Here is a 23,963-nt window from a genome sequence, read left to right as displayed (position 1 = left end):
CGAAGCCCGTCAGGAAAGGCTGATGAAGCTGGCCGCCTGAGCTGCAAAAGCTTGTCCAGACAACCGGAGCCGATACACTTTTTTCTAAGATTTAGTTTGGCCCACCACAAGACGCAGCGCCCGGAAGATTAGTCTGTGCCGAGATTTGCCCCAAAACGCTCCCGTCCGTTGCACTGACGGGGCAGTACAGGGTGTATGAGTCGGACGTATTGCCGCAAGTGTCAGTCATCGTCGGCCCGCTGGCACCATACACCTTGTTGTAGTAGGTGCCATTGAAATAGGTGCCGTCGAATTTGTAAAAGGGTCCGGTGAACGGACCCTGCGTGCTAGGACCCATGGTTATCATGAATCCCTGCGCCTGTGCCTGACTGGCGCACGTTACCGTAGGTGCGGCGTTGCAAGTATAGTCCCACGAACTACCGGTCCAAGTGGGACCACTTGCGTAGCCGTAGGGACAGACATTTCCCGGTGGCGGCGGTATTGCACATGCGAGGCCAACCCACGATGAACCGTTCCATGACGCGCCGGATACCGTGGAATAACCAGCAGGACAACTCGGCGGCGCTTGGTAATTACACTGCGGCGACGAGAAATGCGAGCCCTGCCATTGCGCCGCCGCACCGGTCGTCCACCCTGGCGCAGTAGAGCACTGCGGCGGTGTCTGCGCCGCAGTTGCGATCCTGGTCCCGCAAGATGAGTCCTGATAGCCATACGCGCAATGTGGGCGCTGTGCCCATGCGTGAGTCCCGACTACGAGGCCCCCACAGAGGATCAAACATCTTAAAATTTTTCTCATCGTTTTATTTGTATTAGTAGGCGCAGTAAGTCTCAACTTCCCCTGTGCCGATAGCTTGCCCGTCGACATTTGATGTACTTGAACCCGAGCCGTTTGTTATTGAAATGGTCCATGGCCCCGTACCAGGGCCAGCAAAAGTCACCGCCGCTGTCGTATCGACCCGGAAAGTCTGCGGCACCAATCTGATTTGTGGATATCCCCCAGCGAAGCATGACGGGGCAGGCACCACTGAACCGTTGGCAACCTGATAGAAGTTGTAGACTTGCGTCGGACCGCCAACAGGTATCCACACTGGACCCGCGCCGTCATTCAGGTTTTGGCAAGAAAGCGGTTGACCTCTTCCGTCACTATTCGATGCCTGGGCACCCAATGGGCTACACGCCGCGCGGGGTACGCCTATGGCGCCTGGCTGAAGCGTTGACGCCGATGTAATCGGCCCTTGCGCACCGATACTGCCGTTGGCCCACATGTCGCCGTTGCTGGTCATGCCAGCGGCGAAGGTATGGTTTCCTGGACTAGATGCGGCCCCAGCCCCAACGCCAACGGTTCCGCCCGCGTAGACGTCCCAGGTTCGCACGCCACCGGCGTAGCCAGCCGGAAAATCGGACGGGTCGAGCCCGTTTGTCGCGATGCGACCACCCGTTTTGATCGTGTCCGTCGCGTCGATGCTGTTCACGTTATGCAGCGATACGCCGTTCACGTTCTGATCGCCGGTCCACGTCAGGCTACCGTCGCGCCGGATGTAGACCGCGTTCCCGTCCGTCGCAGGTCCGTTGGTCGCCATAATCGCCGCGGCGCGTGAGCCAAGCGGGTTCCCTGCGTTGAACGAGCCGTTGATGCCAATAATCTGGCCGGGGTTCTGTGCGTTGCTGTAGCCGAACTGGCTCGTCCCGGCCAGCTTGGACCCCGTCATTGCAACCTGGGCCGCGCCGGCGACGTCTGGCTTTCCCTCTCTGAGCAGTTGCGTGCTGGGATACATCGTGAATGCCACGCGGCAGTCCCCTGCGGCTTGCGTGCAGCCCGACGGAACCATCGTCATCGTGGTCGCGTAAGAGCCGCCCCAGTAGGGGCCGTTCTTGTGCGCCTGCTTCAGGTTGCCCGCGCTCACGAGTTGCGCGATGGTCGGAGGCGTGATCGACGGGTTGTTGCCTGACGCGGTGTACTGCGTCAGGATCGTCCCGAAGTTGTCCGAGATCCAGCCCTGGAAAGCCGTCACGAGCGTTGCCTCGTTCTGCCCTTCCAGTGCCAGCATCGTCGCACGCTTATTTTCGATGTCCAGCTTGATACCTTGAACGGTCAGAATCGCCGAGCCCAGAAGCACGAACATCATTTCGAGCAGGCTGCCCATGTTGCACTCGTCCTGTTACGTGCGCGACGTGTAAAGCTGGAGCGTCGCGTAGGCGCCCGCCGACGCACACGCGGTACCCGCGGTAGTGCTGCTGAAAGTCGTCGTCGGCCCGGCGAGCGTCGTGCTGTTTGCACCCACCTGCGAGAACGTGTTGGTCAATGCCGCGATGCTCATCGCGCACACCGCAGCGGGCACCTGGTAATTGAGGATCAACGAGTCGTTCGCGGTGCTCAGCGTGCCCACGCTAACCGTTACAGGCTGATTAAAAATGCCCTTGAGCGACGACTTGTCGCTCGCCAGCCGCGCGCCGGCGGAGTCGAAGGCGCGGTTCGTCGCAAGCGTGGTCAGCGTCTCCGAAGAGAAGTCCGCATCGTTCTGCGTTGCGTTCAGGATGCCCGTATGGAACATCTGCGCTTCGCTCGTGAACTCCTGCGACTTGATGAGCGTGTAGACGTACGTACTGCCCTTGATGACCGCGATCGCGAGCAGCGCTGCGCCCGCCATATAGGCGCCAGCCTCAATCAGCGAAAGTTCACCGGACTGCTTCTTGCGCCGTCCCATCCGCAGTAAATTCAGACGGCGAGCGGACGAAATTTTGGTTTGTTGCATATGGTTCTCCCGAAGGTCGCCCCTGTCAGGGGCAGCTAGATGAAAGATGCGTTGAGCGACTACTGAGCGCCAGCGACCGGAATCCCGCCCGTCATGTTCACGGCACCGGTGACGATGTATGAGCCAACGCCGATCGTCAGAAAAAGCACAACGGCGAAAGCGAGCAGGACGTAATGGGTCAGTTTTGCGTTGCGTTTGACCGCTTCCACGACGCGCGCCAGCGATTCGCGACCGAGCGACTTGATCGCCGCTTCGAACTGGTCGCGTCCAGCCGCATCGGTGATCGTGTCTACGATCATTTCCGAGAAGATGCCCGTGTCCAGGGCGCGCATGGGCTGGTCGGGGCGCTGCGTCAGGCGCTTGCTCATCGTCATCAGATGCCAGCGCAGCCACGGGTCGGCGGTATGCGCGACGCGGTTGATGGCCGCGCGCAGCGTCAGATTTGAGTCGAACAGGCCTGCGAGCGAAACGATCAGCAAAGCCGCGCGCATGTCGCGCCGGTTACGCCACATCAGCGGGAAGTTGTCGAACCGGGCTCGCACCCGTCCGACCCAGCGCTTGAGGCTATAGAAATACGCAACAATGGCCCCGAGGATCAGCGACGTCGACACCCACCAGTATTCGTATGCAAAGGTATCGATGTGGTACAGCAGCCGGCCCGCGTCCGGCCACTGCTCGAGCGGCCGGATCTCGACCACCTGCGGATAGATCATTCCGCCGAACATCATGCAAAAGCCGTACAGATAGATGAGCAGGAAGGTCGGATAGGCCACCTGCATCGCCGTCTGCGACGACAGGGTGCGCTTGGCGAAAGCGGCCATCTCGGCAAGCTCAAAGCCGCGCACGACCGCGTCTTTCCGCGTCGACTCGTCAGCAATGTCGAAGAGCGTGAACTCGTCGCCCGGGATAAACGGCTTGATTGCAGCGGAAAACGAATCGCCCTTCACCAGACGCTCGCGAACCTTTGCAAACACTTTCCATTCGATGCGACCGCGCTTGCGATTGCGGCTCTCATAGGTCTCAAGCCGCTCGCGCAGCGTTTCCACGTCACGCAGGCCCTTCTTTTCAATGTCGAGGCGTGTTTCCTTGTAGAAGGTCTCGCGCACGCCCTGGAAGCGCCAGCGTGCGAATCGCATCTGGGTCGCTTCGGGCAGCAGAGCAACCAACGAACTGAACATGACTCACCAACCTCTCAGAGTTTTCCGCCCGCGCCGGGGAACACCCGGTACTGCGCGAACGACTGCATGGAACGGTTGATAAATTGTGGGTCTATTTCGCCGCGCGAAGCCTTGAAAAGAGCGTGTTCATATACCGTCTTTCCAGTCATGTCCTCCTTGTCGAATCCGGTTTGCCTCTCCCCGCGCCACACTTTCCGCGCGCCCGCCCAATCGCGAGCCGCAATCCGTTCGCGGAACTCCTCGGTCGGCCGGTACAACTCCGCAACGAGCGTCGGCCGCTTTGTGCCGCCCGCCACCTTGCCATCGCGCGAGAAAAGACCATCCAGGCGGCAGTGCTGGCAACCGTCATGATTGCGGCACGCCATGCGCGAGGTGTCGAGACCGAACTTCGCGCGCAGTAGTTCGAGGTCGGATCGCTGCATTACGTCTTCAGCGGGCAGCTTGCAATTCGGACACAGCGTCGGTATCAGCTTCTGGTTACCGACCGCATTCACAAACCCTTCCGCAGCGAGTTCATCAATCGGCAACACGAGGCGGCCGCCTGCCATCCGCATGAAGGCAGAAATGATGTCGCCTGCGTGCAGCGAGAACCGCACCGGGTGCCCGGTCAGCGCGAGTTCCGACACGAGTCCCATGACCACGCGATCTCGCACTTCAGAGATCGTTACATCGTCCGGGTCCATCCGCATAAGTGTCCGGATCACTTCCGCGTATTTGCGATTCGCCTCGTCGTCGGATTCGTCCGGTCGGCGGATGATCGAAATTTCAGACAGCCACGGCAATGGATATTCGGACGGCTCGCTGACGGCAAACTGCTTCTTCAGTTCGCGATCGGGCAACATGTACGACAGCGCGCGGAGCAGTGTTGTCTTGCCCGATCCCGTCTCGCCAGTCAGAACAGTGATGCCCCCGCTCACATAGTTGAGCGTGTCGATCAGCGCAAGCTGGCTCGGTGCGAGGCCCATCTGGTGCGGCATGAGGACCGAGTAATTCTTGAAATTCCCGTCGAGAAGACGGAGGGCGACGTCGTAGCCGCCGACGGTCGGCGCAGACTGCCAGCGCAGGTTGATAGTGTCGCGTCCCACGACCAGCGGGATCATCGCGGACTGCGGCGCGCTTGGCTGGAAGGAGTTGCCCGAGTTAGTGTTCTTCTGCACCAGGTCGGAATACGCGGCAGACAGCGCGCGGCGAACGATGTTCTTCGGCAGACGGCGATAGGTGTACACGTCGCCGTTGACCCGGAAACGGACTTCCACCTCACCGCGAAAGTCTCTCGGCTCGATCGCGATGTCGCTTGCACCGTACGAATGCGCGGCTTCAATGACGTCGCGGAAGTTGCCAATAGCTCGCGACGCCTCGCGCTCGACGTTGCCCGATACCTCGCGCTTCTTTCCTTCGTAGATTGCCGCGATCACTTCCTCGGTTGCGATCATCTCTTCCTGCACAAGCAGGTCGCGTGCGGCAAGGTCCTTCACGAACGTGGTGAATTGCGCGCGCTCGCTAAAGCGCGCGGTCGCGGCGACGATAGCAATGCCCGGCTGGATCTCGACGGCCACGAATTCTTTACGCGCAGCAGCCGACAGTCTGAGGGTGGCGTCGCTGTCGGTGCCTGTGACGACCCGCTTGAAATCGGGCAATGCGTCAGCGGATACCAGCACCGGTCTGCCGTTCCGCTCGCCTGTCGGCTCATCACCGTCATCTTCTTCAGCCTCAGCGGGCGCCGTCACGCGCGGTACGGCCTGCATTCGCAGAGCGGATTCAGCCGGCAAAGCGGGTGACGGAATGGCCTCCTGCCCCGTCGTGTCTTCACCGTCCGGTCGATCCTGAGGTTGCGGTTGCCGTTGCGATTGCGCACCAGACTGCGGCTCGAGAGCGAAGGCGTCTGCGGCCGAACGCGAAACGCGCTCAGCGGTCCCGCGTTGTGCAGCGATTAGCGCGTCGAGTTCGCGCAGCGTCTTTTCGCCTTCCCCGTACGCATCGCCCAGTGTGCTGGCCATGTCAGCGCGAGCAGACGTTGTAGATGCGTCCCGCTCGGGAGATACCGGACTAGCGCTATCCGCATCAATCTCTGGCGTGCTTACGGGCGCTGTCGGCTGTGTCGGCACGCAGGGCGCTGGCGCCGCCGCGACCGCCTGGCGGCCGGCCGGTGCCGCTACGCTCGCGTCGAGCTCGGTGAACGACTCAACGTCCTCGACATCGTCGCCGGACAGTTTTCGCCCAAGAAAAGATACTGATGGGTTAGCAGCGCGCGTCGGCTCCCTGAAGGTCGGTTCCTGACCGGACTGACCCGTCGCATTCCCTGCCGCCTGCCCTGGCTCGACGAACGCGGTGGGCCTGACGGCACGGAACCGTTTCAGGAAACCGCCGCTCGACTGGACGTCACCCGATTCAACACCTGAAAAAATGCCCATGCTCAGTGTGCTCCCGGAAATATGCCGACATTGGTGGCGACCGGCAGCGGACCGCCGAGATCCGTGATCGCCCGAATGGCGGGGTTGTCCCCAGACGAAGCAACACCTACAGGCACTGCAATCACATCCGACCAGGAGCGTTTCCCTTCGGCCACGGTAACCCGATAGCCATCGACGTGCGTCACGACCCAGCCGTTCAGCAGCTTCTCGCCGCGACCTGCTGTATAGACGCCGCCCTGATACTCGTAAAGCACGTGCGCGCCTGACGCATCGCCATACGCGCCAACGAACGACACCGGTATCGCCTGCTTCACCGGCGCGTCAGAGCGCTTCGGCTTGACGACGACCGGTGCAGTCGCTGAAGGAGCGGCACCAGCGGGAGGTGCAGCGATGATCGGAGAACCCAGTGCAACGCCCGCTGGCGGCTGGGCACCGTCCGCTTTGCGCATCGAGTTGACGAGGTTCTGTCGCGCCAGACTGTCGATGTCATCGAGCGTCAGGTGCTTTTCATCGGCGTGTGCAAGCCCAGCGGCGCAAAACACGACAAGCGATGCCGCCGTGAAGCGGCCAGACTTATTGGAGAACATAGTATTTACCCTTCGCGGTGAAGTGAGCGCCACTGCCATCGTCCTTCAGGTCAAGATCCAGCGAGTCGAGCGCCATGTTTTCGGGCAGCTTTTCGAGCAGGCGGCTCTGCCACATATAGCCTTCGATGGTCCAGTCTCCCGCCTGCAAAAGCTGACCGCTGATCTCGCCAGGATTCGGCTGGCGGGCTAGCAGACGTTGGGGCGGCCGCAGCGTTACAACGTAGCCGTGGCTCATCAGTTGGTCGGGCTTCGTCGAAAGCCGCTGAGGATCGGTCTGAAGCTGTTTGATCAGCGACTGTGCGGTTGGCCACTGCTTTTCCCCGGCGAGCGAAAGCTTCTGCTCATGCGGGACCGCAGGGCCTTTGACCTGCAACAGCAAACCGTTGGGATCAAATACGACCGGACGCATTTCTGCCGGAGCGCGTGCGTCGAATTCCTTGTAGGTGCCGCCCTCACGCTTGAACGTGATCGAGCAGAAGCCGGTGGCCCCGCACGACGCATTCCGGAACTGCCACCCGGCGACGTTCGTTTCCTGCTTCGCAAACGTGTCGATCAGCGCTGGTGCAAGTGCAGAAGCGAGCGGGACCGCCCCGTTGAAGGTCCGCGCCACAGCGGCCTGATAGTCCTGCATGTAGGTCGGCGGCGGTGCGGGCGGCGGTGGGAGTGGATCGATATAGGACAGCGCCTCACTGCCCACGTACACCAGCGCGACAGCGATGACCGCCAGTGGAACGATCTTCGGCACCTTCACCGGCAGCTTTCTGATCAGTCCAGTACTCCTGCCTCGCAGCAATTCCGCGGGCGTGAACGGCTCGTCCAGGTCCCTCAGATCCGCGCCATGGCCGATCGTGACGAGACGTACCCGGTCTTTTTCGCACTCATCCTCAAGCGCATCACGACGGTCCTCGAGCGCATTCAGCGCGACGGTCTGGTCGACGCGTACCGCGCCGCGAACGATGAGAATTACGTGCACCCGCTGGCCGTCCTGCACCAGCACCAGCACGGCGGGCTTCGAGCGGACACGGTCGAGACCGGCTACACGCGCGGCCGCCGAATACAGCTTCAGACCTTTACGTTCGGCAGGTTCAGGCGCACAGAAACCGGCGACCGTTTCTTCCTTGCCCTTGATTTCAACGTAGTGCGTCGCGTAGAGTTCGTCGGCATAACGCCGGCGCTCGCCCGCTGCGCCCTTGGTCGCATAGGCCCTCCAGTCCAGTCCGAAGACAAGCCGCGCTTTTTTCTCGTTGGGAATGGTCTCGAAATGCATCGCGCCGCTCACATTGACGGTACGACCGTCGCGGTCAGCATAATCACCTGGAACGTCTTCGCCTTATTCCACGCGCCACTCGCGCCGAGGATGCCGTTGTTGCTGGAACCGTCGTAGTTGTTGGTGACCGCGCCATACATGACGACCGTCTGGCCGTCGGCGAGTGCGATGGTCTGGTCATTCTTGCTGCCCACAACGTCTGGCAACTGGATCTGCTGGGCCGACTGGCCTGAGCCGGTTCCGATCGTCGTGAAAGGACCGTTCAGTTTTGAGCTGTCGCTCCAGTACGACAGGATGATCTGGTTGTGGTCGTTCACCGATGGCAGGATATTCACGAAGTCGCCGACCGTCACAGAACCGGGCGTCAGGCCCGGGACTCCGCCCGTCGTGCCGCTGATCGAGCCGGCCGATGGCGTGGTCGCTGCAAGGTAGCCCTTCGTCTCGAACGAGCCGATCGACACAGGAAGACCGTTGAGCGTCATCTTCGTCTGCGTGTTGTCCGAGATCGTCTTGCCATAGGTGTTCACCGCGCTGATGACGGCGTTCGTACCCGTCAGCGGTGCGTTGGGCTTCAGGATCGACAGACCGACCTGACCAGCCGCTGTCGCGAGCGACGTCGGCGAGGTCACGGTGATTGCGTACTTCGACAGGCCGTCAGAGATACGGTTGAAGACAATGTCTGCACTCACGCCAGCCTGCGATCCGTCGTTAAGGGCAACCTGCAACGTGCGCACACGGATCGAGACCTGGCGCGTAAACACGGCGTTTTCGAGCCTGAGCACATCGCTCATCCGGTCTACCGCTTCCTTCGTATCGCGCACGGTGACAAGCCGGGTCTGTGGATTGACGGTGATTCTGCCCAGCGGGGTTTTCAGGCTCTCCAGTTCCTTTGTGATCGACGCGATCTGGTCGAAAGTGCCGTCGCGTCCGGTCGACGTGACTGCGGAAAACGAGCCGGTACTCGCGTTGGTGGTACCCGTGCCGTTCGACTGCGCCCCGGTCGAGGTGTCGGTGCCCTTCGAAATTGTCGACTTGATGCTTACCGCGCCCGGTACGGCCGCGATCTGGAAGGTGCGGGTTACGAAGCGCGAGATGTTGATCGTCGCTCCATCGAAGCTCCACGCAAGACCAAGATCTTCTGTCACGCTGTGCAGGTACTGGCCGATACGCGCGCTTCCGGGCTGCCGATAGACGGGTTCAATGTTGCCGCTTGCTGACGCCAACTGGCTCCTCGCCTGCCCACCCGCCGCGCCCGACGTCGTGTCGATAAGCGAGTCACGCGAGATGAACACGTCCGGGCTCAGGTGCACGGGATATCCCGACGCATCCGATACCAGTGTGGCGATCTTCGTGATCGGAAGGTTTGCAGGCAGCGTGATGGTCTTCTCACGGAACACGGCTGGCAGCGTGGCCTCATACGCGACGGGCACCAGACGGTCACCGAGAAACGCAGTCGGCACATGCTCAACGAGCGGCATGGAGTCGCCAGTGTTTGCCATCGCGTGCGTCGCGTCACGCGTCGCCGCGTCATAGGCGCCATTGATGTCGGACTGCGAGATCGAGCAGCCGGTCAGGGCCGTCGCGACCAGGAGGGAAGCAGCAGCCTGGAAATGGTTGAGGCGCATTGTTGATTCAATCCTGGCAGTTGGCCGCGCGGGCAATCACGCGAATGACGTTGTTGGTGTGCACACAGCTCCGCGTGGGTGTGCGCATGTGGTTTGTTGCACGCATGACCTGCGTCAGCACCGAGTCGAAGTCGCCGCTGAACGTCGCGTTGAATTCGAGCGGCAGGTCATCGTCGATCTTCCAGGCCAGTTGCCAGCCCTCTTGCTGCAGCCAGCGGTCCAGCGCATTACGCAGGTTGATGTCCTGCGGCGTGATCGCGAGCGTCAATGAACTGGCCCCTGCTGGCGCGCCAGTGCCTGGCAGGTTGACTGGGGTGACGGCGGTCGAGGCGACGGCCGGCGACGCCGCTGGCGTCGGGGTGTGGGACGTCGATGACGCGGACGAAGTCGGTGCCACCATTGCGAGGGAAGCGACGGGCGCTACCGCCGGCGCGGGCGCAGCGGGTGCGCCAGCTCCAAGCATCTGCCAGCCGTCGCCTGCCGGCGGCGAAAGATGCGACTGCGAGAACGAAGCGTCAGCGATACCCGTCAGCGTGAGAACGACAAATACCTTCGCGATGAGCGACGCGCGACGACGGATGGGCATAATGATCATTGGCGTCATAAGAGTCAGTGGGCCGCGCGCACGACGCGCCGATAAATGTGATTCGCGTACACGAGTTGCTTGCTCGTCGAGACGGCGTTGTACGCACCTACCGCCTTCCACGTCGGGCCGAACTGTTTGATGTTCGACGCCAGAATCCATGTGCCGACGTATCCGTTGACGCATGCGTTAGACAGCGACTCCCGCGTGACGCCGTAGCGCCTGAGCTTCGGGAGCCACGAAGAATTGATCTGCATCAGGCCGATGTCCTCAGAGCCATCGGTATTGCGGTTCACCGCATCGGCACGCATCCCCGACTCCTGCTGCGCGATCGCGCGCACCAGCACAACGTTGACGTGATGGAACTGCGCGGCGTCATCGAGACAATCAGCGAACGCGGGCTGCACACCTAGTAATGCCACACTGAACGCGGCGACGACTCCCGCTCTCATGACTTCGGTCGATCAAAAAAACGAACGTCATGCTTGCGCGTCACGTTCACCACGTTGCCGTCGGCGTTCACGATGAACCGGTCTGCCGTACCGTTGAACCTGTAGTAGCGACCCTTCTGCTCGCCCGACCCCATGTGGGCCACGTCCGACACCTTTACGTTGCCAACCGTGTCCGCAAACTTGAAGAAGGTCGATCCTTCCTGGTCGAAGACGGCTTCGAGGCCTGCGCTGTTCTTCGTCTCGAACGTGTAAACGAGCCCCGCGACACGCGCGACTTCAACGCTGTCCGAGCCGTTGGACACAACAAAATGCTCGGCGCGATTGATGGTCACGACGTTGCTTGAGTCGTCCCATTTTGGCTTGAGCGAATGCCCATCCATGTCCCGAAAGACGAGTTCTTTTGGAGGCCTTTGTGAAAAGCGGATCTGGATATGCGTGTCATCGCCGTCCCGGATGGCGAGCGCGCCAAACTTCGCTGCAAGACCACCATCCTGCGATTGAGCCTTGTCGCTGTCGCTCGCTGCCTTTGCCGGTTCGCTCGAGGGGCTTACTGCCGCCGTCTGCGATGTCATCTCGGCGAGTGCAGCGCTCGCGACGTAATTCACGCCGGTTGATTTCACAGCCGCGCGACGCAGCGTGACGTGGTGCGCATTGAAGTCGACGTCGGCATACAGATCGACTGCACCGAGCAGCCGGTCGAGCGACTGCATCCAGTTCTCCCCGTCACGCGTGGCGAAGCTTTGTGCACCGGCCAGATCGACGTCCTTCTGCGCGGAGCCTGTCCAGCCCTGCGGCACGAGCGACTTGACCATCTGCGCGAGTGGCAGCGTCGCGCTCATCGGGCGCGTCGTCTCCAGCCGCGCGCGCGGGCCGATGAGAGCAAGGCGATTCGAGAAGCCTGCGAAGCCGACCGGCATGTCGCCACTTCGATTGCTCGCCTCTGCCGTGAAAGTGTTGGTCTTTTCCCATCGCGCTGTGGCGCTAGAGCCGCCGACCGAATACGAAACTACTTCCGGGGTGCCTGGCACGACGATGTAAGGCCCTTCAGCGTGGCCCCCTTCAACCTTCAGGGTCTGCCCTGCCCGCGGCTGCAGGTACGTGTCGGTTCCGTCGTTGAAGATCAGCGCAGGCCGCTCGGTCATATTGCCGTTGACCTGATAGTCAAAGTCGAGCGGATCGGTGCTCGCGGCCGAGGCAGGCAATGAGAGAACTGCCAGCGCAATAAGGGTTAGCGTTTGCTTCACAGACCGCGGTCGATTTGGGAAAGATGCTGGATGAAGCGCGCGAGGTACTCGCGGCCTGGCTGCGGATTGGCGCTGTGGTAGTACGCCACGGCTTTCACGGCCGAATTCGTCTTGCGATAGTTCTCGTTCAGGATGTCTTCGGCCACGTGGATGTTCGTTGCCGGCGCAAGCGCATCCCACGGCGACGCAAAGCGCTGCCGGTGGTAGCACCAGTTCACCTGCATCAGGCCTACGTCGAAATCGCAGCGACCATCGGAGATGAGGAAGCGAATTGCCTTGTAAGCGTCATCGCGCGTGCGGAAGAAGAAGCCACGTCCGGCGACGTTGAGCGTCCACGGCCACGCACGACCGTTGTAGGCCGACTCATTCAGCGCGACGCCCGCTAGAATCTTCGCGTCGACGCTCGTATGCATTACATCGAACGGCGTCTGCGCTGACGTACAGGCCCAACCACCGCGGCGCTCGGTTATCGCAGCCTGTGCGTCATCGTCCAGCACTGCTGGCTGCAGCCATCCATTCCTCGCCAGCAGCACCTCCAGCCTTTCAGGCGCGCCATCAACGAGGACGGACGCAAAGCCGCGCGATCCCGGCGTAATGCTCTGTCCTTTCAGGGGTTGCGCCCACGTGAGAAAGCGCTGCAGGCCACACGCGTAGACCGGCGTGCCGGGAAGCTCAAGCACGGAGCGCTCGCCGTTCGCCTCAACGACGAACCGGGTTGGACTTATGACCGTGTCGATGACTGCCGCGCCGGATGACGAGCACGCGGCTGTCAGAACCAGCGCGGCAACCGCGCGCCTAGTCATGGTACGGCTCCATCCCGATGTCCTGCGTGACCTGCACCAGGAACTTTTCGCCGGGCTTGACCGTGATCGTCGGCGGGATGTTCTGGTTGCGTTGAAGCACGGCCTGGGCAGTCGTCGCAGCCACCTGCCCTGCAGTGCTCCCAGTGGTCGTTATGCCGATCGGGCTTGCCGTCGTGGAGGTCGTTGACCCATTGTCGAAGCTCTTCAGCAGAACTGCGGTAATGAAGCCTGCGCCAAAAATCGCCAGGAAGTGGTTGTTGACATCGCCTGAAAAGCCCGCGTAACCGTTCTGGTCAGCCCCCTGCATGCCGTTCATCGGTACGCGCTTGCCATTCGGCAGGCGCAGGCTGGTCGACGCGACAAGCAGCCGCTCCTGACCAACCTTGATGTCCGCGCTGTACGCGCCGTTGATGAAGGCACCCTTCGGGATCATCAGACAATCGCCGCGCACGCTGTCGTACACGTCCTCGTCCACCATCAGCGCGACGCGCCCCGGTTTGTCGGAGTTCAGGCCTTCGACGGTCTTGACGTGAATGTTGTGTGGAGGAGTCAGCGTGCAGCCGCCAGCCTGTCCGTTGAATGTCGTCCGCTCGATGCCGCCCTGCCCTGCCGTTTCTTTCAGGAACGCCTTGTCGCGGTCTTCCGGTGCCTGGCCCTGTTTGCCCAGCGCGAGCGCCATCGCGTCTGCCGGGTTCTGCGCAGCGGAAGCCGCTGCGGCGCGCGCTGCACGAAAATCGTCCAGAGTGGGAACGCCCGCAGGCGTGGCGGTTGCAGGCTGGTTTGAATTACGCGAGGCGCCCGACTGCTTGAACACCGACGAGGTATAGATCGCGTCCTGCTTGTTGCTGGCGGCGAGGGCCGCTGTGTCGTCACCGCCCGACCCTACCTCCCGCTGGAAATCATTGCCCGTCAGCATCGGCTTCACCGTCGGACGCTGCGCTGCCGCCGCATCCGACGCCGCACGCGCGGCCGCCTCTGCCGCAGCGGCCTCCTGTTGCTGCCTGATCACTTTGTCGATGTCAGAGGTGCCTGCAGCCGGTACTTCCGTGCTGCTTTTCAGGGCCGACGCTTTTTTCAGCCTGGCTTCTTCTGCCGCCTGATCGCTGGCTTTCAGCTCATAGTAGAAACCAAGCGCGCCGATGATCAGTGCGGCCAGCAGGCCAACGCTCATGATGGCGTTGCGGGGCGTCTTGCCTTTGACGATCGCTGCCTGCTCGGCGTTGGGCGTCGCCTGTTCGGTTTTTTTGGCCACGATCAGAACACTCCGAACACGCGTCGACGCCCACGCATCACCGTCACTTCATCCTTGCCCGAGACGAGAACGATCTCGTCCGCGAGGCGCTGGAACACAAGGAAATCACCACGGCGGATGAAATTTCCGACGACCCGGTCGCCGTGATCCTTGTACATCGGCACTGGCCACGTTTGCGCTTTTGCAGGCATACGCATCCAGATCGAGTGACCATCATCGAACACGACCTCGGGCTTGAATTCAGCATTCCCGTCGACCGAGTAATCCCAGTTCAGCTTGTCGGGCGCGACGCTGATCGCGCCCGAATCACCACCGCGCTCGCTACCTGTTGCGCCCGGCCCTGCCCCGTTTCCTTCGTCGCGCACGTTCGTCCGAGCCACTGGCGCGTGGGGATACTGGAAGCGCACCGTCTGATAGAAAAACCCGCCAGCTGGCGACGCGATGAGCGTGAAGTCGTACTCACGCCGGTTTGTCGTCAGGTGCAGCGTGTTGATGATGTCCGCCTTGTGTGGCTTGATGAACACGTGGTTCATCTTGTCGTCGTCAACTTCCCACTGGATGCAGTCGCCCATAGCCGGATCGGCAATCAGCTTCTCGCCGGCCTCAAGCTCGATCGTCGTGAGTTTGAGCGGCGCGGTGAGCACGCGAAAGATCTGGTCGCGGCTGTAGGGGAACACGCCGACGCGAGCGTCGCCCGGCATCGTGAGCGGATCCGATCCACCGTTGAATGGATTGACCGGGCTCATCGGGTCGCCGGCAATCATCGCGGCGTTGAACGAACCGTTGTCCGTAGGCTTTTTGGCGTTCGCCGCAGTCATGGGCAACGCTGTTGCCGCGAGCAGGACAAGAAGGCCGAGCGGCGGCCACTGGTATCTGGAGGTCATGCTGGTCAAGCTCCACCGGTCCGCTCAAGGCGGAAGAACGGAATGTAGATGCCGAAGGGATTGGCGGTGAGTGCCGCGTCAGCGGTTGGCGCGACGATCTGGTAGCGCAGGGTCAGCGCATACGACTTGAGGTCGGGCTTGCCAGAAGCGCCTGCCTGAGACGTGGTCGTTGTGAATTCAACGAGGACCGTCTGGTCTTCCAGCAGCGCGATGTTGCGCACGTTGACTTCGCGGATGAGCTTTGGATTCGCAGAGATTTGCTGGAACGGGGCGTCGTCCCGCAGCCAGCTTTTGAACTGTTCAGTGGCTGCGCCGATCATCTGGGCCTTCACCGAATTGATGTTCAACGACATGCGCGACGTCTGGAGGCTGTCGGTCAGCACCGGCTCGATCGTGAACCACCGCACGGCCATGTCCCGCATGCTCGTGCGCAAAGCCTGCGAGTCCGGCTTGTAGGCGACGAGCTCCGTCACGACCGGATGACCGCTTACGTCGGCCGACACGCCCACCACCCGCGTCACGGAGGGCGCCGGCTGCCGCGTCCATACAGCTCCAGCCGCAACCGCGGCACATGCGAAGGCGATGAGCATCCAGCGATTACTCTCGACCTTGAGCCGCGTGCTCGTCTCGAAGATGACTTTCGATGGATCTTCCTCGGCATACATGCCGGGGGCCGTGGATAGTGCGGCCTGCCGCTTGTTCCTGAAAATGCGCATGGCAACCCTTGATGAATGGCTACCATTGAAACAGTTCCTAACGAGCGTTTTGCGGCAAAAGGCACAGAGTTTTAGCTGCCTTTAAAGCGAGCCTTCGCTGCACCCATTTCAAGACTGCTAGCCTTCTCGTGTAACGCGTCACGGGTCCAGCCAAGGAAAGACCATCGATTTTGACTATCTTTCGGCGCACACCGACCGTGTGGCCAGTGCTTCCGCCTTGTACACATAAAGAAGTTTTGATTTATCGGTATTCTCTTGAAACGCACCACTTGCGATCCCCGCCTTGCGGGTGGTTGAAGTGAAAGCAGGCGCGACGAGGTAATCGGAGAGGGCGGCCGGATCAACCCGAGATTCCGCCGGATCTAATTCTCTGGATGTGATTCTGACTTGCGCGGAGCACCTGACGCAATCATTGTCGCGTTTTTAGACCAACCTTCAGTGAGCGTCAGCGACCTTTGCCCGTAACCACGAGGTATAAGCGGTTCGCTCCAACGCGTTCTTGAACGTTCCAGTTTCCGGCTGATATGTGTTTCCCTTGCCACCTTCCGCCATATATTCGCCAGCGAACTTTTGTTTTTCCGCTAGCGTCATCGATTTGATTCTTGCTGTCGTTCGACGCGAACGTTCTTCGGCAGAAGTATCCTTTTCGACAACGGCGGGAAGTGCGGGAACGGTTTCGGTCTTGCCATTGCCGGGCCCCACTTCTATGCGAGCGGCCTTCTCGAACACGGTTCTTGCGTAACCTCCAGCGTTTCCGCGGATCTGCTTGCTTTTAGCCCTCTCCTCGACGTAAATGGCTGTCTGTAACGCGCGATCTGGTTCCTGTTGAATCCAGCTTATGGCGAGTCTATCTCCGACACCAAGGCGAGTGAGGCGCTTGAATGCTTCGGATTCCCGAATAGATTTCTGCTCTTCATCCTCGTTGTCGTACATCGACTTTTGAGGATTGTCCTCGACCAAGAAGCGTATCTGGACGACACGTCTTGCCTCTCGCTTGTACTCGGGAGACACGACGATGTTTGACACGTGATTGATCTCTTTGACAGCCTTTTTGATCACTTCGGCCGAGAAATGCTTGAACTCGTCGTACATGCTCGCATCGGCGCCGAGCAGGCGACGCCATGTTTCCACCGGAATCCAACCCGTCGATCCCGTTCGTTTGAATCGAAGACAGTTCTCGTAAAGGGCAAGCGCGTAGCCCCCGCTAAACTGCCGCTGAACGTTGATGTTGATAAGGGTGTAGATATCGGGATTCGCGAGCTTCCCTGCGAGCCAGTCGCTGTACTCATACGAACAGATGCCATTCTTGATGCTGGCGTATGCAATGAGTGGCGACGCTTCCCAGTCGGTCTTACCGCCGTCATGCAAAAGATCGAAAGAGATAGGTGTCGACATGACCTTCAACAGCGCGCGCTTCAACGCATCGTGATTCTTGCTGTCGAAACCTAGCATGGTGCAAAAGATGCCCACAGGCAACGTATGGCGCTTCTTCGTAAGGAGATCGTCGAATGCGTTAAGTAGCAGGACGTTCACAATCTTGCGCTCAAGCAAAGACAGTTCACCACTTACGTGAACGGTGGCAACGTGCTTTTTTAGTTCGCTAGCCGGAGGACTAGACGGCTTGATGTTGGGCATTCACTCTCCATGAGGCCTTCGAGATTCTAGGAGCAAAAAGTCATGTCGGCAACTGATCTTGCACTGACTTTTCTGTTTCACGGTCGCCGGTCCCCATGAACCATGACCTTTCGGTGCCAATTCGAGTACATGAAAAGTCATGGTTTGTGGGGTCGTTGGCCGAGCCGGCGAAAGGTCATGGTTTGTGGGGAGCTTTTCACCAGAAGAGCGGGCGAAAGGTCATGGTTTGTGGGAGCTTTCCAGGGGTTGCCCCTAAGATCCGTAAAAGTCAGGGTTTGTGGGGCGGATGGCACCGCATTGGGTGAGACCTGCGATGCGTTCAGTGCGATTTCGGCCTTCCAGCATGCTGCTGAGAAGTCATGGTCTATGGGGAGCACAGTTCCCGTCCCCATAAACCCTGACTTTGTCGCCCATAGACCCTGACCTTTGCGTACGCGAAATGTCGAAAACCATCGTCACATCAATGGGTTAGCAGTGCATTCAGTTGAGCCCCATAGACTATGACCTAACCCCATCAACCATGACTTTTCGCCCCATAGAGGCTGACCTGAAATCAGGTTATCCACCCATAGACCCTGACCGTTCGCCCCATAGAACATGACCTAACTTCCCGCAAACCCTTGCCAGGCAAGGAACCGGCTAGCGTAAACGTTTTAAAGTTGTTGTCTCTTAAAGAAACAACAACAGTTGTTGTTCCTCATAAATCAATTAAGACGGGAAACCACTGCTCGCGTCGACCGGTGAAGGCACGTTAGCTCGTACGCGTACCGATGAGTTAACGTCATTTCTACGATAACCACGGAAAGCCCCGACTGGCTGCGGATCCGAGAGTTGGATAACAAGCACGAATTACTTGCGTTTCACGTAGTTAACAACTAAGCTTCCGCGAAATTCAACATCGGATGGATTTTTTCACTCTACGTGTTGAATCAAACATGTGATGGTGGTCGTTACATCGATAAGGGAGCAGTTGATGAACACAGCAGTCCGGCGTGCTGAAAAGCCGCAAATGTCCATAAAGCTGAAGCACGCGCCTAAGCCTATGCCACTCAGTGCGATCAAGGCCATTGCGGAGAACGCCAGTGGAATGCTCGTAGACGTACGCGAGAGCATGCTTGCCCCTCACCCGCGCAAAAACCCCCCAGTCTTCACAACCGCGCAGGTTGGCGACTTGTGCCGAATCGACCGTCAGCGAATGCATTATTTGTCTCGAACCGAGGCTGACCTGCCACAAGGTACGCTCCGTCATAGTCGCAGCAGGGAGTTTACGCTTTCTGAGACGCGGGTATGGATCGATCGGATAGGGCCGTATTCGAAGCGGCCCGCTGGAGTAAAGGGAAAGAAGATCGCGATTGGCAACTTTAAGGGCGGAGTCAGTAAAACGACTACTGCAATGACTCTAGCGCAAGGTCTCTCATTGTTCGGCCGCAGAGTTCTTCTGGTCGACCTTGATCCGCAGGCGTCACTTTCTGCGCTTCATGGAATCCTCGCGGACAGCGAGGTCTCGGATGAGCAAACTGTTCTGCCGTTGATTTATGGAGACGAGGAGGATCTTCAGTACGCTGTACAGTCGACGTATTGGGACGGGGTGGACCTTATTCCGGCTAGTGCGGCGTTGTTCGGTGCAGAGTTTTTTCTGCCATTTAAGCAGTCGAAGGACCAGTCATTTCAGTTCTGGAATGTTCTGAACAAGGGACTCGAACCGCTATTGGGCGACTACGACGCTGTCATTATCGATACGCCCCCTGCCCTCTCCTATTTGACGATCAATGCCTTCATGGCGGCGGACGGACTTATTGTGCCGACCCCACCGAGCGCGCTCGACTATGCGTCGTCGACTCAATTCTGGAATCTGTTTTCAGACCTCTCTGAGAGCATGCAACAGGTTGCACCTGAACTGATTAAGAGCTTCGATTTCATTCACGTGCTACTGGCCAAAGTCGACCAGAGCCAAGCCGCAACTCCGATCGTTCGCGACTGGATCAACAAGACCTACGAAGGTCTCGTTCTCCCGATAGAAATTCCCACGACAGCCGTTACCCAAACAGCCGCTGCGGAATTCGGCACGGTGTACGACATCTCTCGCTACCAAGGAAGCTTGAAAACCTATCAACGCGCACGAGAGGCATACGATCGATTTGCAGAGATCGTCGACCAGCGACTCGTCGCACTTTGGCTCGCAGATCAGGAGGCCGAATGAGCATCAAAGACCGTCTTGCCGCAAAGGCAGCAATGATTGGAACGTCGCCGCGTCCGCAAAAAGGCAATGAAGACATCCCGGGCAGGCCCAAAACTGCTCCCGGCCAATTGATGGCGTCCCTGCCCTTGCTTGCTGAGAAGGAAAAGGAACTCCAAGCCGCAATCAAGCGCATCGAGGAACTAGAATCCTCTACGAATACATATTCCGAGGAAGTGGAGATTTCGAGCCTCGTCGAGGTGCCCGGACGTCGACGAGTTCTCTCGCAACAGGAATATGGCGAACTGCGGGCAAATCTTGAAGCAAACCCACTTATTCACCCCATTGTCTACCGGCCCCTAGGTGATGGGCGTAACGAAATCATTTCCGGTAACAATCGAGTAGCGATCTACCGAGACGATCTAAACCGCACAAAGATTCGCGGCGTATCCTTTTTCGGCACCGACGCGGAAGTTGAGCTCGGAGCGGCGTTCTCGAATCTGCTTGCTCCGTCACTGCCCGACTTCGAAAAGTATCGGCAGTTTCAGCGCATTCAGGAAAATCTGGGTCTTACGCAGGCAGACATTATCCGGGCCTCTGGACTGGCACAAAGCCATGTCGCACGGATTCTTTCCTTCGACAATCTCCCCGCACCGGTTAAAGAGATGATTGCGGTCAAGCCGCATCGACTCGGTGGCACTGCTGCGGCTAAGTTCGCCGCATTGGTTCAACAGGGACACGAGGAAGGGGTGACCCGTGCGATAGCGGCGCTGATAGATTCTGACGAGATGACGCAAGAGAGGGCGCTAACGCTCGCGACCCCGGCTCGTCCCAAGGCTTCGCAACCGAGCACTAAGTCAATCAACGTAGGTAAGAAAAAGTTCTGTGACGTAACGGTGCGAAGCGGTGTGATTGGGCTGCGTTTTTCAGGAAAGGACGGCGAGGCAAAGGCGGAAGAGTGGGGCGATCGCATAGCAAACTTCATCCGACGCGAACTTGAAGCAGAAAACGAAGCGTCATCCAACTTGGATGCCCAATAAATTCAACTACTTAGACGGCTGGCAAGAATCCAGTCGTCACCATCCAAGTTGGATATTCTTTAAAATCAGTTACTTGGATTGCTTGATTCCCTCCCGCGCCAGTCTCGCGGTACTGACGTGAATTCCTTGCGCCGCTTCTTAAAACTTCTCTCGATATGTCGGGCGGTCGCATGGAGCGGTCTTCCTGAACTGGGCAAACGAACTGCTTCTACGTCGTGCGACAAGTGCGTCTTGCAGTCCAAGGGGGCGCGCATTTGGGGCTACCTCGGATCGTGACGCTTCGACGCAGTTGAGATGTCATGCCCATAAACCATGACCTTTCAGGCAATAAGCGATCGCCGGGGCAGCCGTCGCCCCGTGAATCGAAATCTCCATTCGAACCGATCCCATAAACCATGACACTTGCCTCGATCCGAGTTGGGTTCGTGCGCCACAGTTCGCGTGCCGAAGGCTTTTTCACAGGGGAATGCCGAGTGGCTAGGGCCGACTAATCTCAAGGCGCGCAATCAGCACACGAGTCTGGCTTCACGGTCCGACCTTTGCCCTGATCAGTTCAAGCAAATTGCGGTGAACCCCCTTTTGGCCCGTATTTGGGGCAGCTCAATGAGATGGTCAGCCTGACCGAAATGGCCCGATCGACTTCCGCTGATCAGGACATTTCCCTTTCCGGATACCATCATGGGCGCCGTCACGTCGACAGGGATCGGCAGCAGGCGCTGCTTGCCCTGCATCGCGTATGCGATGAGTTGGTGGCCGAGCAGTCTGTCATGGACAACCAGATCCTGGTTTCCTGATTGAATTCGGCATAAGCCTGCCGGTCGGCGCGCGGGCTCTCGCCGGCTTGCCAACCCTCTTCGACGGCGCAGACCGGCGTTCCCGCTGCGACTTGTCACTCTGGTTGTGCTGCGCCTTCGCCGGCGCCATCGCCAGCCCTGCGACGAGATCGCGCAGATCGAAGGCGAACTCAAGCCTTACTTCGGCGAAGACGAGGCAGGCCAGAAACTGCTGACCATTCCCGGCATCGGCCCCCATGACGGACGGCAGCCGCGCGCGATGGCCGGCGACGCACATGGTTTCCGACGGGGGCGCGATTTCGCTGCTTCGCTTGGCCTCGAACCGTGGCAGCACGCAACGGGAGGACGGCTAACGCTGCTGGGCATCAGCAAGGCGACAGGCATCTGCGATATTTGCAGGCGCAGGACGCGCGGGCAGTGATGCAGCATGCCCAGCGCGGCCTTGACTGAAGGCCTTGATGCAGCGCCGTCACAAGCAATGTGGTTGCCCGCCCGCTGGCCAAGGGGCGAGTACGGTCGCCTCCGGGCATTGCAGGGCCAGGCAGAACACCTGACAACAGATTTAGCCTAGCAGGCTGAACGCCTTTTGAGGACTGTCGAGCGCGGCTTTTCACCGAGGGCCGGGCGCGATCCGCGCCTTTCCGGAGCCCGGATACATTTGCGCAAGCCCTTCTATCTTATGCCACAGGTCAAGGCTGCAAAAATCAGATTGACAATAGATTTTGCCGCCCATAAAGCGCCTCGAGCCAGGAACCCTTTCCGCGGGAAACCATGCGACGCCGGGCGCCCCGCGAACGAAAAACTGAAGAGGAGGGGAGGGGCACATTATTCTCAACATCTGCCATAGTTGGACGGGGCGCTTTTGAAATCGACCGACTCCGGCCCTACCAAGGCCGCACTAATTGCGCACGATCTTGATAATCCCACTGTGGCTTGGTCAACGAGCGAATGATCTTCGCGCTTGAATCTTTGACCGAGCGTCGGGAAAGACATCCTTAACGATCTTCCTGCAAGTTGTCAGGTTTTCGTCATATCTAATGAATTGGCGAATCTGAAAGCAGAAGAACAACCCAGTTTTCCGAACTCCGGCGCGTGCCTCTTGCGAGCGCCACGGCGAGGGCAGCGAATACCCGAGTTTACAGAACGCTGGTACTGCACTTAACCGTTGCCGGCCTCCTGACACTGAGGAGAGGCGACAGCCTTGTGCCATGTTTCGTAGTCATTGCACGTCTCGTCACTGAGCGCAGGGTGGCTGGATCCAAGGTCGATTTAGGCTGCCGGTGACAGCTTCTAATGCGTCCGGGAGCGTATTGACGGTTCGTGCCGGGGACCCCAGCTGCTACCCCTCGGCCTACTTAACTGTCAGTTGACGAGAAAGAAGCTGCGGCAGCTTGCACAGACATCGCCGTGCTCTGTGGCCTGCGACTAAAAGGAGATACGACCTTCATTTCGTGAGTGGGAGAGAGCATCGGGCGTTTCGCCCAGACTGCAGAGGACGACAGAAGTGTCGGCGCTCAAAGGGACCAACCGTGAAACAGTGTCTCCGAATCATCGAGCAGAAAAAAAGCTAAGTGATACGCGGGCTTACGCCAAGTTTTTTGCATTTTATTAACAATGTTTCACGCCGCGATGATCGCCGTGACGGCCGCGGCTCACTGAGTTAATACAGCGCCCGGGCATTTGGCAGCATTTTGGTAGAAGCGTAGTAGGCGATACGTATTTCGTAATCAATCGGATAAAGCGGCGCGTTGGCGGAGTGTCGTCAGGTCTCGACTTATTAGAAGGTAAGCGCTGAACGGAGTCTTCATGAGCCCGCCACTTTTCATGAATTGCAGCCACTGAGTATGGACTGTCACTGACAGTGCGTGGTCTCACGTCGTATCCAACGCGACGCATGGATGCTTGGACTTCGGCGCGACAACTGAATCGCCAGTCGGCAGCCAGCCTCCACCATCGGCCGATGCAACCGCGCAATAAGGCGACCCTCGTCGGGAAAGCAGCCGAGGTCCAGACGGGAGAGTTTTTTACGTCCGGGGAAGCGATGCGAATCCCCGTTCCCCCTTGAGTTCGTTCTTGTACATCAAGTACACCCTGTGAATCACCGAGACTCTGGTGGATTGCCTTGGCATAGTGCTCCGGGCCGGCACTAACAGAATCTCGGGTTTACAATGCAGACCCTTTGAACGGAAGGGGTCCGTTTTGCCCAGAACAAAGAGCTTGGAAGCTTCAAAGGTTGTCGCAGTTCGAATAGACCCGGGCGTCGAGCGCAGACTCCGATTACTCGCCGAGGCTAGCGGACGTAATCAGTCTTTCTTTCTCCAACAACTCATCGAAGAGGGTATAGGGGCGCTGGAGGAAACCTGGTTGCCTCCACATCTGCTTGAGCGTGTCCGCGCCGGAAAGCTCCCCCAGCTAAGCGACGATCGCTCCGGCCCAGACCTTTTCGACTGACCGGCCCATTGAACAGAAGCGACGACGCAATGTTAAGAGACTGAATCAAAAAGACCCGTTGGGGGCTGTTAACCTTCTCGGCAAGCTGTTAACCTTGGCCACCTGAACAACT

Annotated in this window: 19 protein-coding genes; 4 read left to right on the top strand and 15 right to left on the bottom strand. The window is 59.3% G+C overall.

The window, feature by feature from the left end:
* Positions 1 to 809 precede the first annotated feature (809 nt).
* The 15 genes from EVC45_RS39550 to EVC45_RS39480 form a co-directional block, all read right to left on the bottom strand.
* On the bottom strand, positions 810 to 2,144 hold the full coding sequence (locus tag EVC45_RS39550) for a hypothetical protein (protein ID WP_129963549.1): 1,335 nt from the start codon (positions 2,142 to 2,144) through the stop codon (positions 810 to 812).
* Between the two features lie 15 nt (positions 2,145 to 2,159).
* Entirely contained in the window at positions 2,160 to 2,753 is a 594-nt protein-coding gene (locus tag EVC45_RS39545; protein ID WP_129963548.1) for a hypothetical protein, read from the bottom strand.
* 59 nt (positions 2,754 to 2,812) lie between these two features.
* Complete coding sequence (locus EVC45_RS39540) at positions 2,813 to 3,931, bottom strand: type II secretion system protein (RefSeq protein ID WP_129963547.1); 1,119 nt, start codon at positions 3,929 to 3,931, stop codon at positions 2,813 to 2,815.
* A gap of 14 nt (positions 3,932 to 3,945) precedes the next feature.
* Positions 3,946 to 6,342: an ATPase, T2SS/T4P/T4SS family gene (locus EVC45_RS39535; RefSeq protein WP_129963546.1), complete on the bottom strand. Its 2,397-nt coding sequence runs from the start codon at positions 6,340 to 6,342 to the stop codon at positions 3,946 to 3,948.
* Positions 6,343 to 6,344: 2 nt separating this feature from the next.
* Positions 6,345 to 6,929, bottom strand: coding sequence for a hypothetical protein (locus EVC45_RS39530; protein WP_129963545.1), 585 nt, complete (start codon positions 6,927 to 6,929; stop codon positions 6,345 to 6,347).
* Entirely contained in the window at positions 6,916 to 8,196 is a 1,281-nt protein-coding gene (locus EVC45_RS39525) for a hypothetical protein (RefSeq protein ID WP_129963544.1), read from the bottom strand. The genes EVC45_RS39530 and EVC45_RS39525 overlap by 14 nt, the downstream gene beginning before the upstream one ends.
* 8 nt (positions 8,197 to 8,204) lie before the next feature.
* On the bottom strand, positions 8,205 to 9,821 hold the full coding sequence (locus tag EVC45_RS39520) for a type II secretory pathway protein (RefSeq protein WP_129963543.1): 1,617 nt from the start codon (positions 9,819 to 9,821) through the stop codon (positions 8,205 to 8,207).
* Positions 9,822 to 9,828: 7 nt separating this feature from the next.
* Positions 9,829 to 10,425 (bottom strand): toxin co-regulated pilus biosynthesis Q family protein, encoded by a 597-nt coding sequence (locus EVC45_RS39515; RefSeq protein WP_248295437.1) that lies wholly within the window; start codon positions 10,423 to 10,425, stop codon positions 9,829 to 9,831.
* Positions 10,426 to 10,430: 5 nt separating this feature from the next.
* A complete protein-coding gene (locus tag EVC45_RS39510; RefSeq protein WP_129963542.1) occupies positions 10,431 to 10,856 on the bottom strand; it encodes a lytic transglycosylase domain-containing protein in 426 nt (141 codons plus the stop codon).
* Positions 10,853 to 12,100: a TrbG/VirB9 family P-type conjugative transfer protein gene (locus EVC45_RS39505; RefSeq protein ID WP_129963541.1), complete on the bottom strand. Its 1,248-nt coding sequence runs from the start codon at positions 12,098 to 12,100 to the stop codon at positions 10,853 to 10,855. Before EVC45_RS39505 ends, EVC45_RS39510 begins: the two co-directional genes overlap by 4 nt.
* Positions 12,097 to 12,903 (bottom strand): transglycosylase SLT domain-containing protein, encoded by an 807-nt coding sequence (locus EVC45_RS39500; protein WP_129963540.1) that lies wholly within the window; start codon positions 12,901 to 12,903, stop codon positions 12,097 to 12,099. The genes EVC45_RS39505 and EVC45_RS39500 overlap by 4 nt, the downstream gene beginning before the upstream one ends.
* Positions 12,896 to 14,155, bottom strand: coding sequence for a TrbI/VirB10 family protein (locus tag EVC45_RS39495; protein WP_129963539.1), 1,260 nt, complete (start codon positions 14,153 to 14,155; stop codon positions 12,896 to 12,898). The genes EVC45_RS39500 and EVC45_RS39495 overlap by 8 nt, the downstream gene beginning before the upstream one ends.
* Positions 14,156 to 14,157: 2 nt before the next feature.
* The gene (locus tag EVC45_RS39490) at positions 14,158 to 15,039 is read right to left on the bottom strand and encodes a TrbG/VirB9 family P-type conjugative transfer protein (RefSeq protein WP_129963538.1); all 882 of its coding nucleotides are present in this window, start codon (positions 15,037 to 15,039) and stop codon (positions 14,158 to 14,160) included.
* 5 nt (positions 15,040 to 15,044) lie between these two features.
* Positions 15,045 to 15,755: a type IV secretion system protein gene (locus EVC45_RS39485; protein WP_129963537.1), complete on the bottom strand. Its 711-nt coding sequence runs from the start codon at positions 15,753 to 15,755 to the stop codon at positions 15,045 to 15,047.
* Positions 15,756 to 16,190: 435 nt separating this feature from the next.
* Entirely contained in the window at positions 16,191 to 17,390 is a 1,200-nt protein-coding gene (locus EVC45_RS39480) for a replication initiation protein (RefSeq protein WP_129963536.1), read from the bottom strand.
* A 973-nt stretch (positions 17,391 to 18,363) separates the two neighbouring features.
* Between EVC45_RS39480 and EVC45_RS39475 the strand changes: the two genes are divergently transcribed.
* From EVC45_RS39475 to EVC45_RS39460, 4 genes are all read left to right on the top strand, one after another.
* Positions 18,364 to 19,590: a ParA family protein gene (locus tag EVC45_RS39475; protein WP_129963535.1), complete on the top strand. Its 1,227-nt coding sequence runs from the start codon at positions 18,364 to 18,366 to the stop codon at positions 19,588 to 19,590.
* Positions 19,587 to 20,606, top strand: coding sequence for a ParB N-terminal domain-containing protein (locus tag EVC45_RS39470; protein WP_129963534.1), 1,020 nt, complete (start codon positions 19,587 to 19,589; stop codon positions 20,604 to 20,606). The genes EVC45_RS39475 and EVC45_RS39470 overlap by 4 nt, the downstream gene beginning before the upstream one ends.
* Positions 20,607 to 21,214: 608 nt before the next feature.
* Entirely contained in the window at positions 21,215 to 21,400 is a 186-nt protein-coding gene (locus EVC45_RS39465) for a hypothetical protein (protein WP_129963533.1), read from the top strand.
* A 106-nt stretch (positions 21,401 to 21,506) separates the two neighbouring features.
* Entirely contained in the window at positions 21,507 to 21,821 is a 315-nt protein-coding gene (locus tag EVC45_RS39460; protein ID WP_168991626.1) for a transposase, read from the top strand.
* The last annotated feature ends 2,142 nt before the right edge of the window (positions 21,822 to 23,963 follow it).

Origin of the sequence: Paraburkholderia sp. UYCP14C, from assembly GCF_004197395.1 — a bacterium.
Taxonomy (GTDB): Bacteria; Pseudomonadota; Gammaproteobacteria; order Burkholderiales; family Burkholderiaceae; genus Paraburkholderia.
This window is presented reverse-complemented; position numbering and strand designations above follow the sequence as displayed.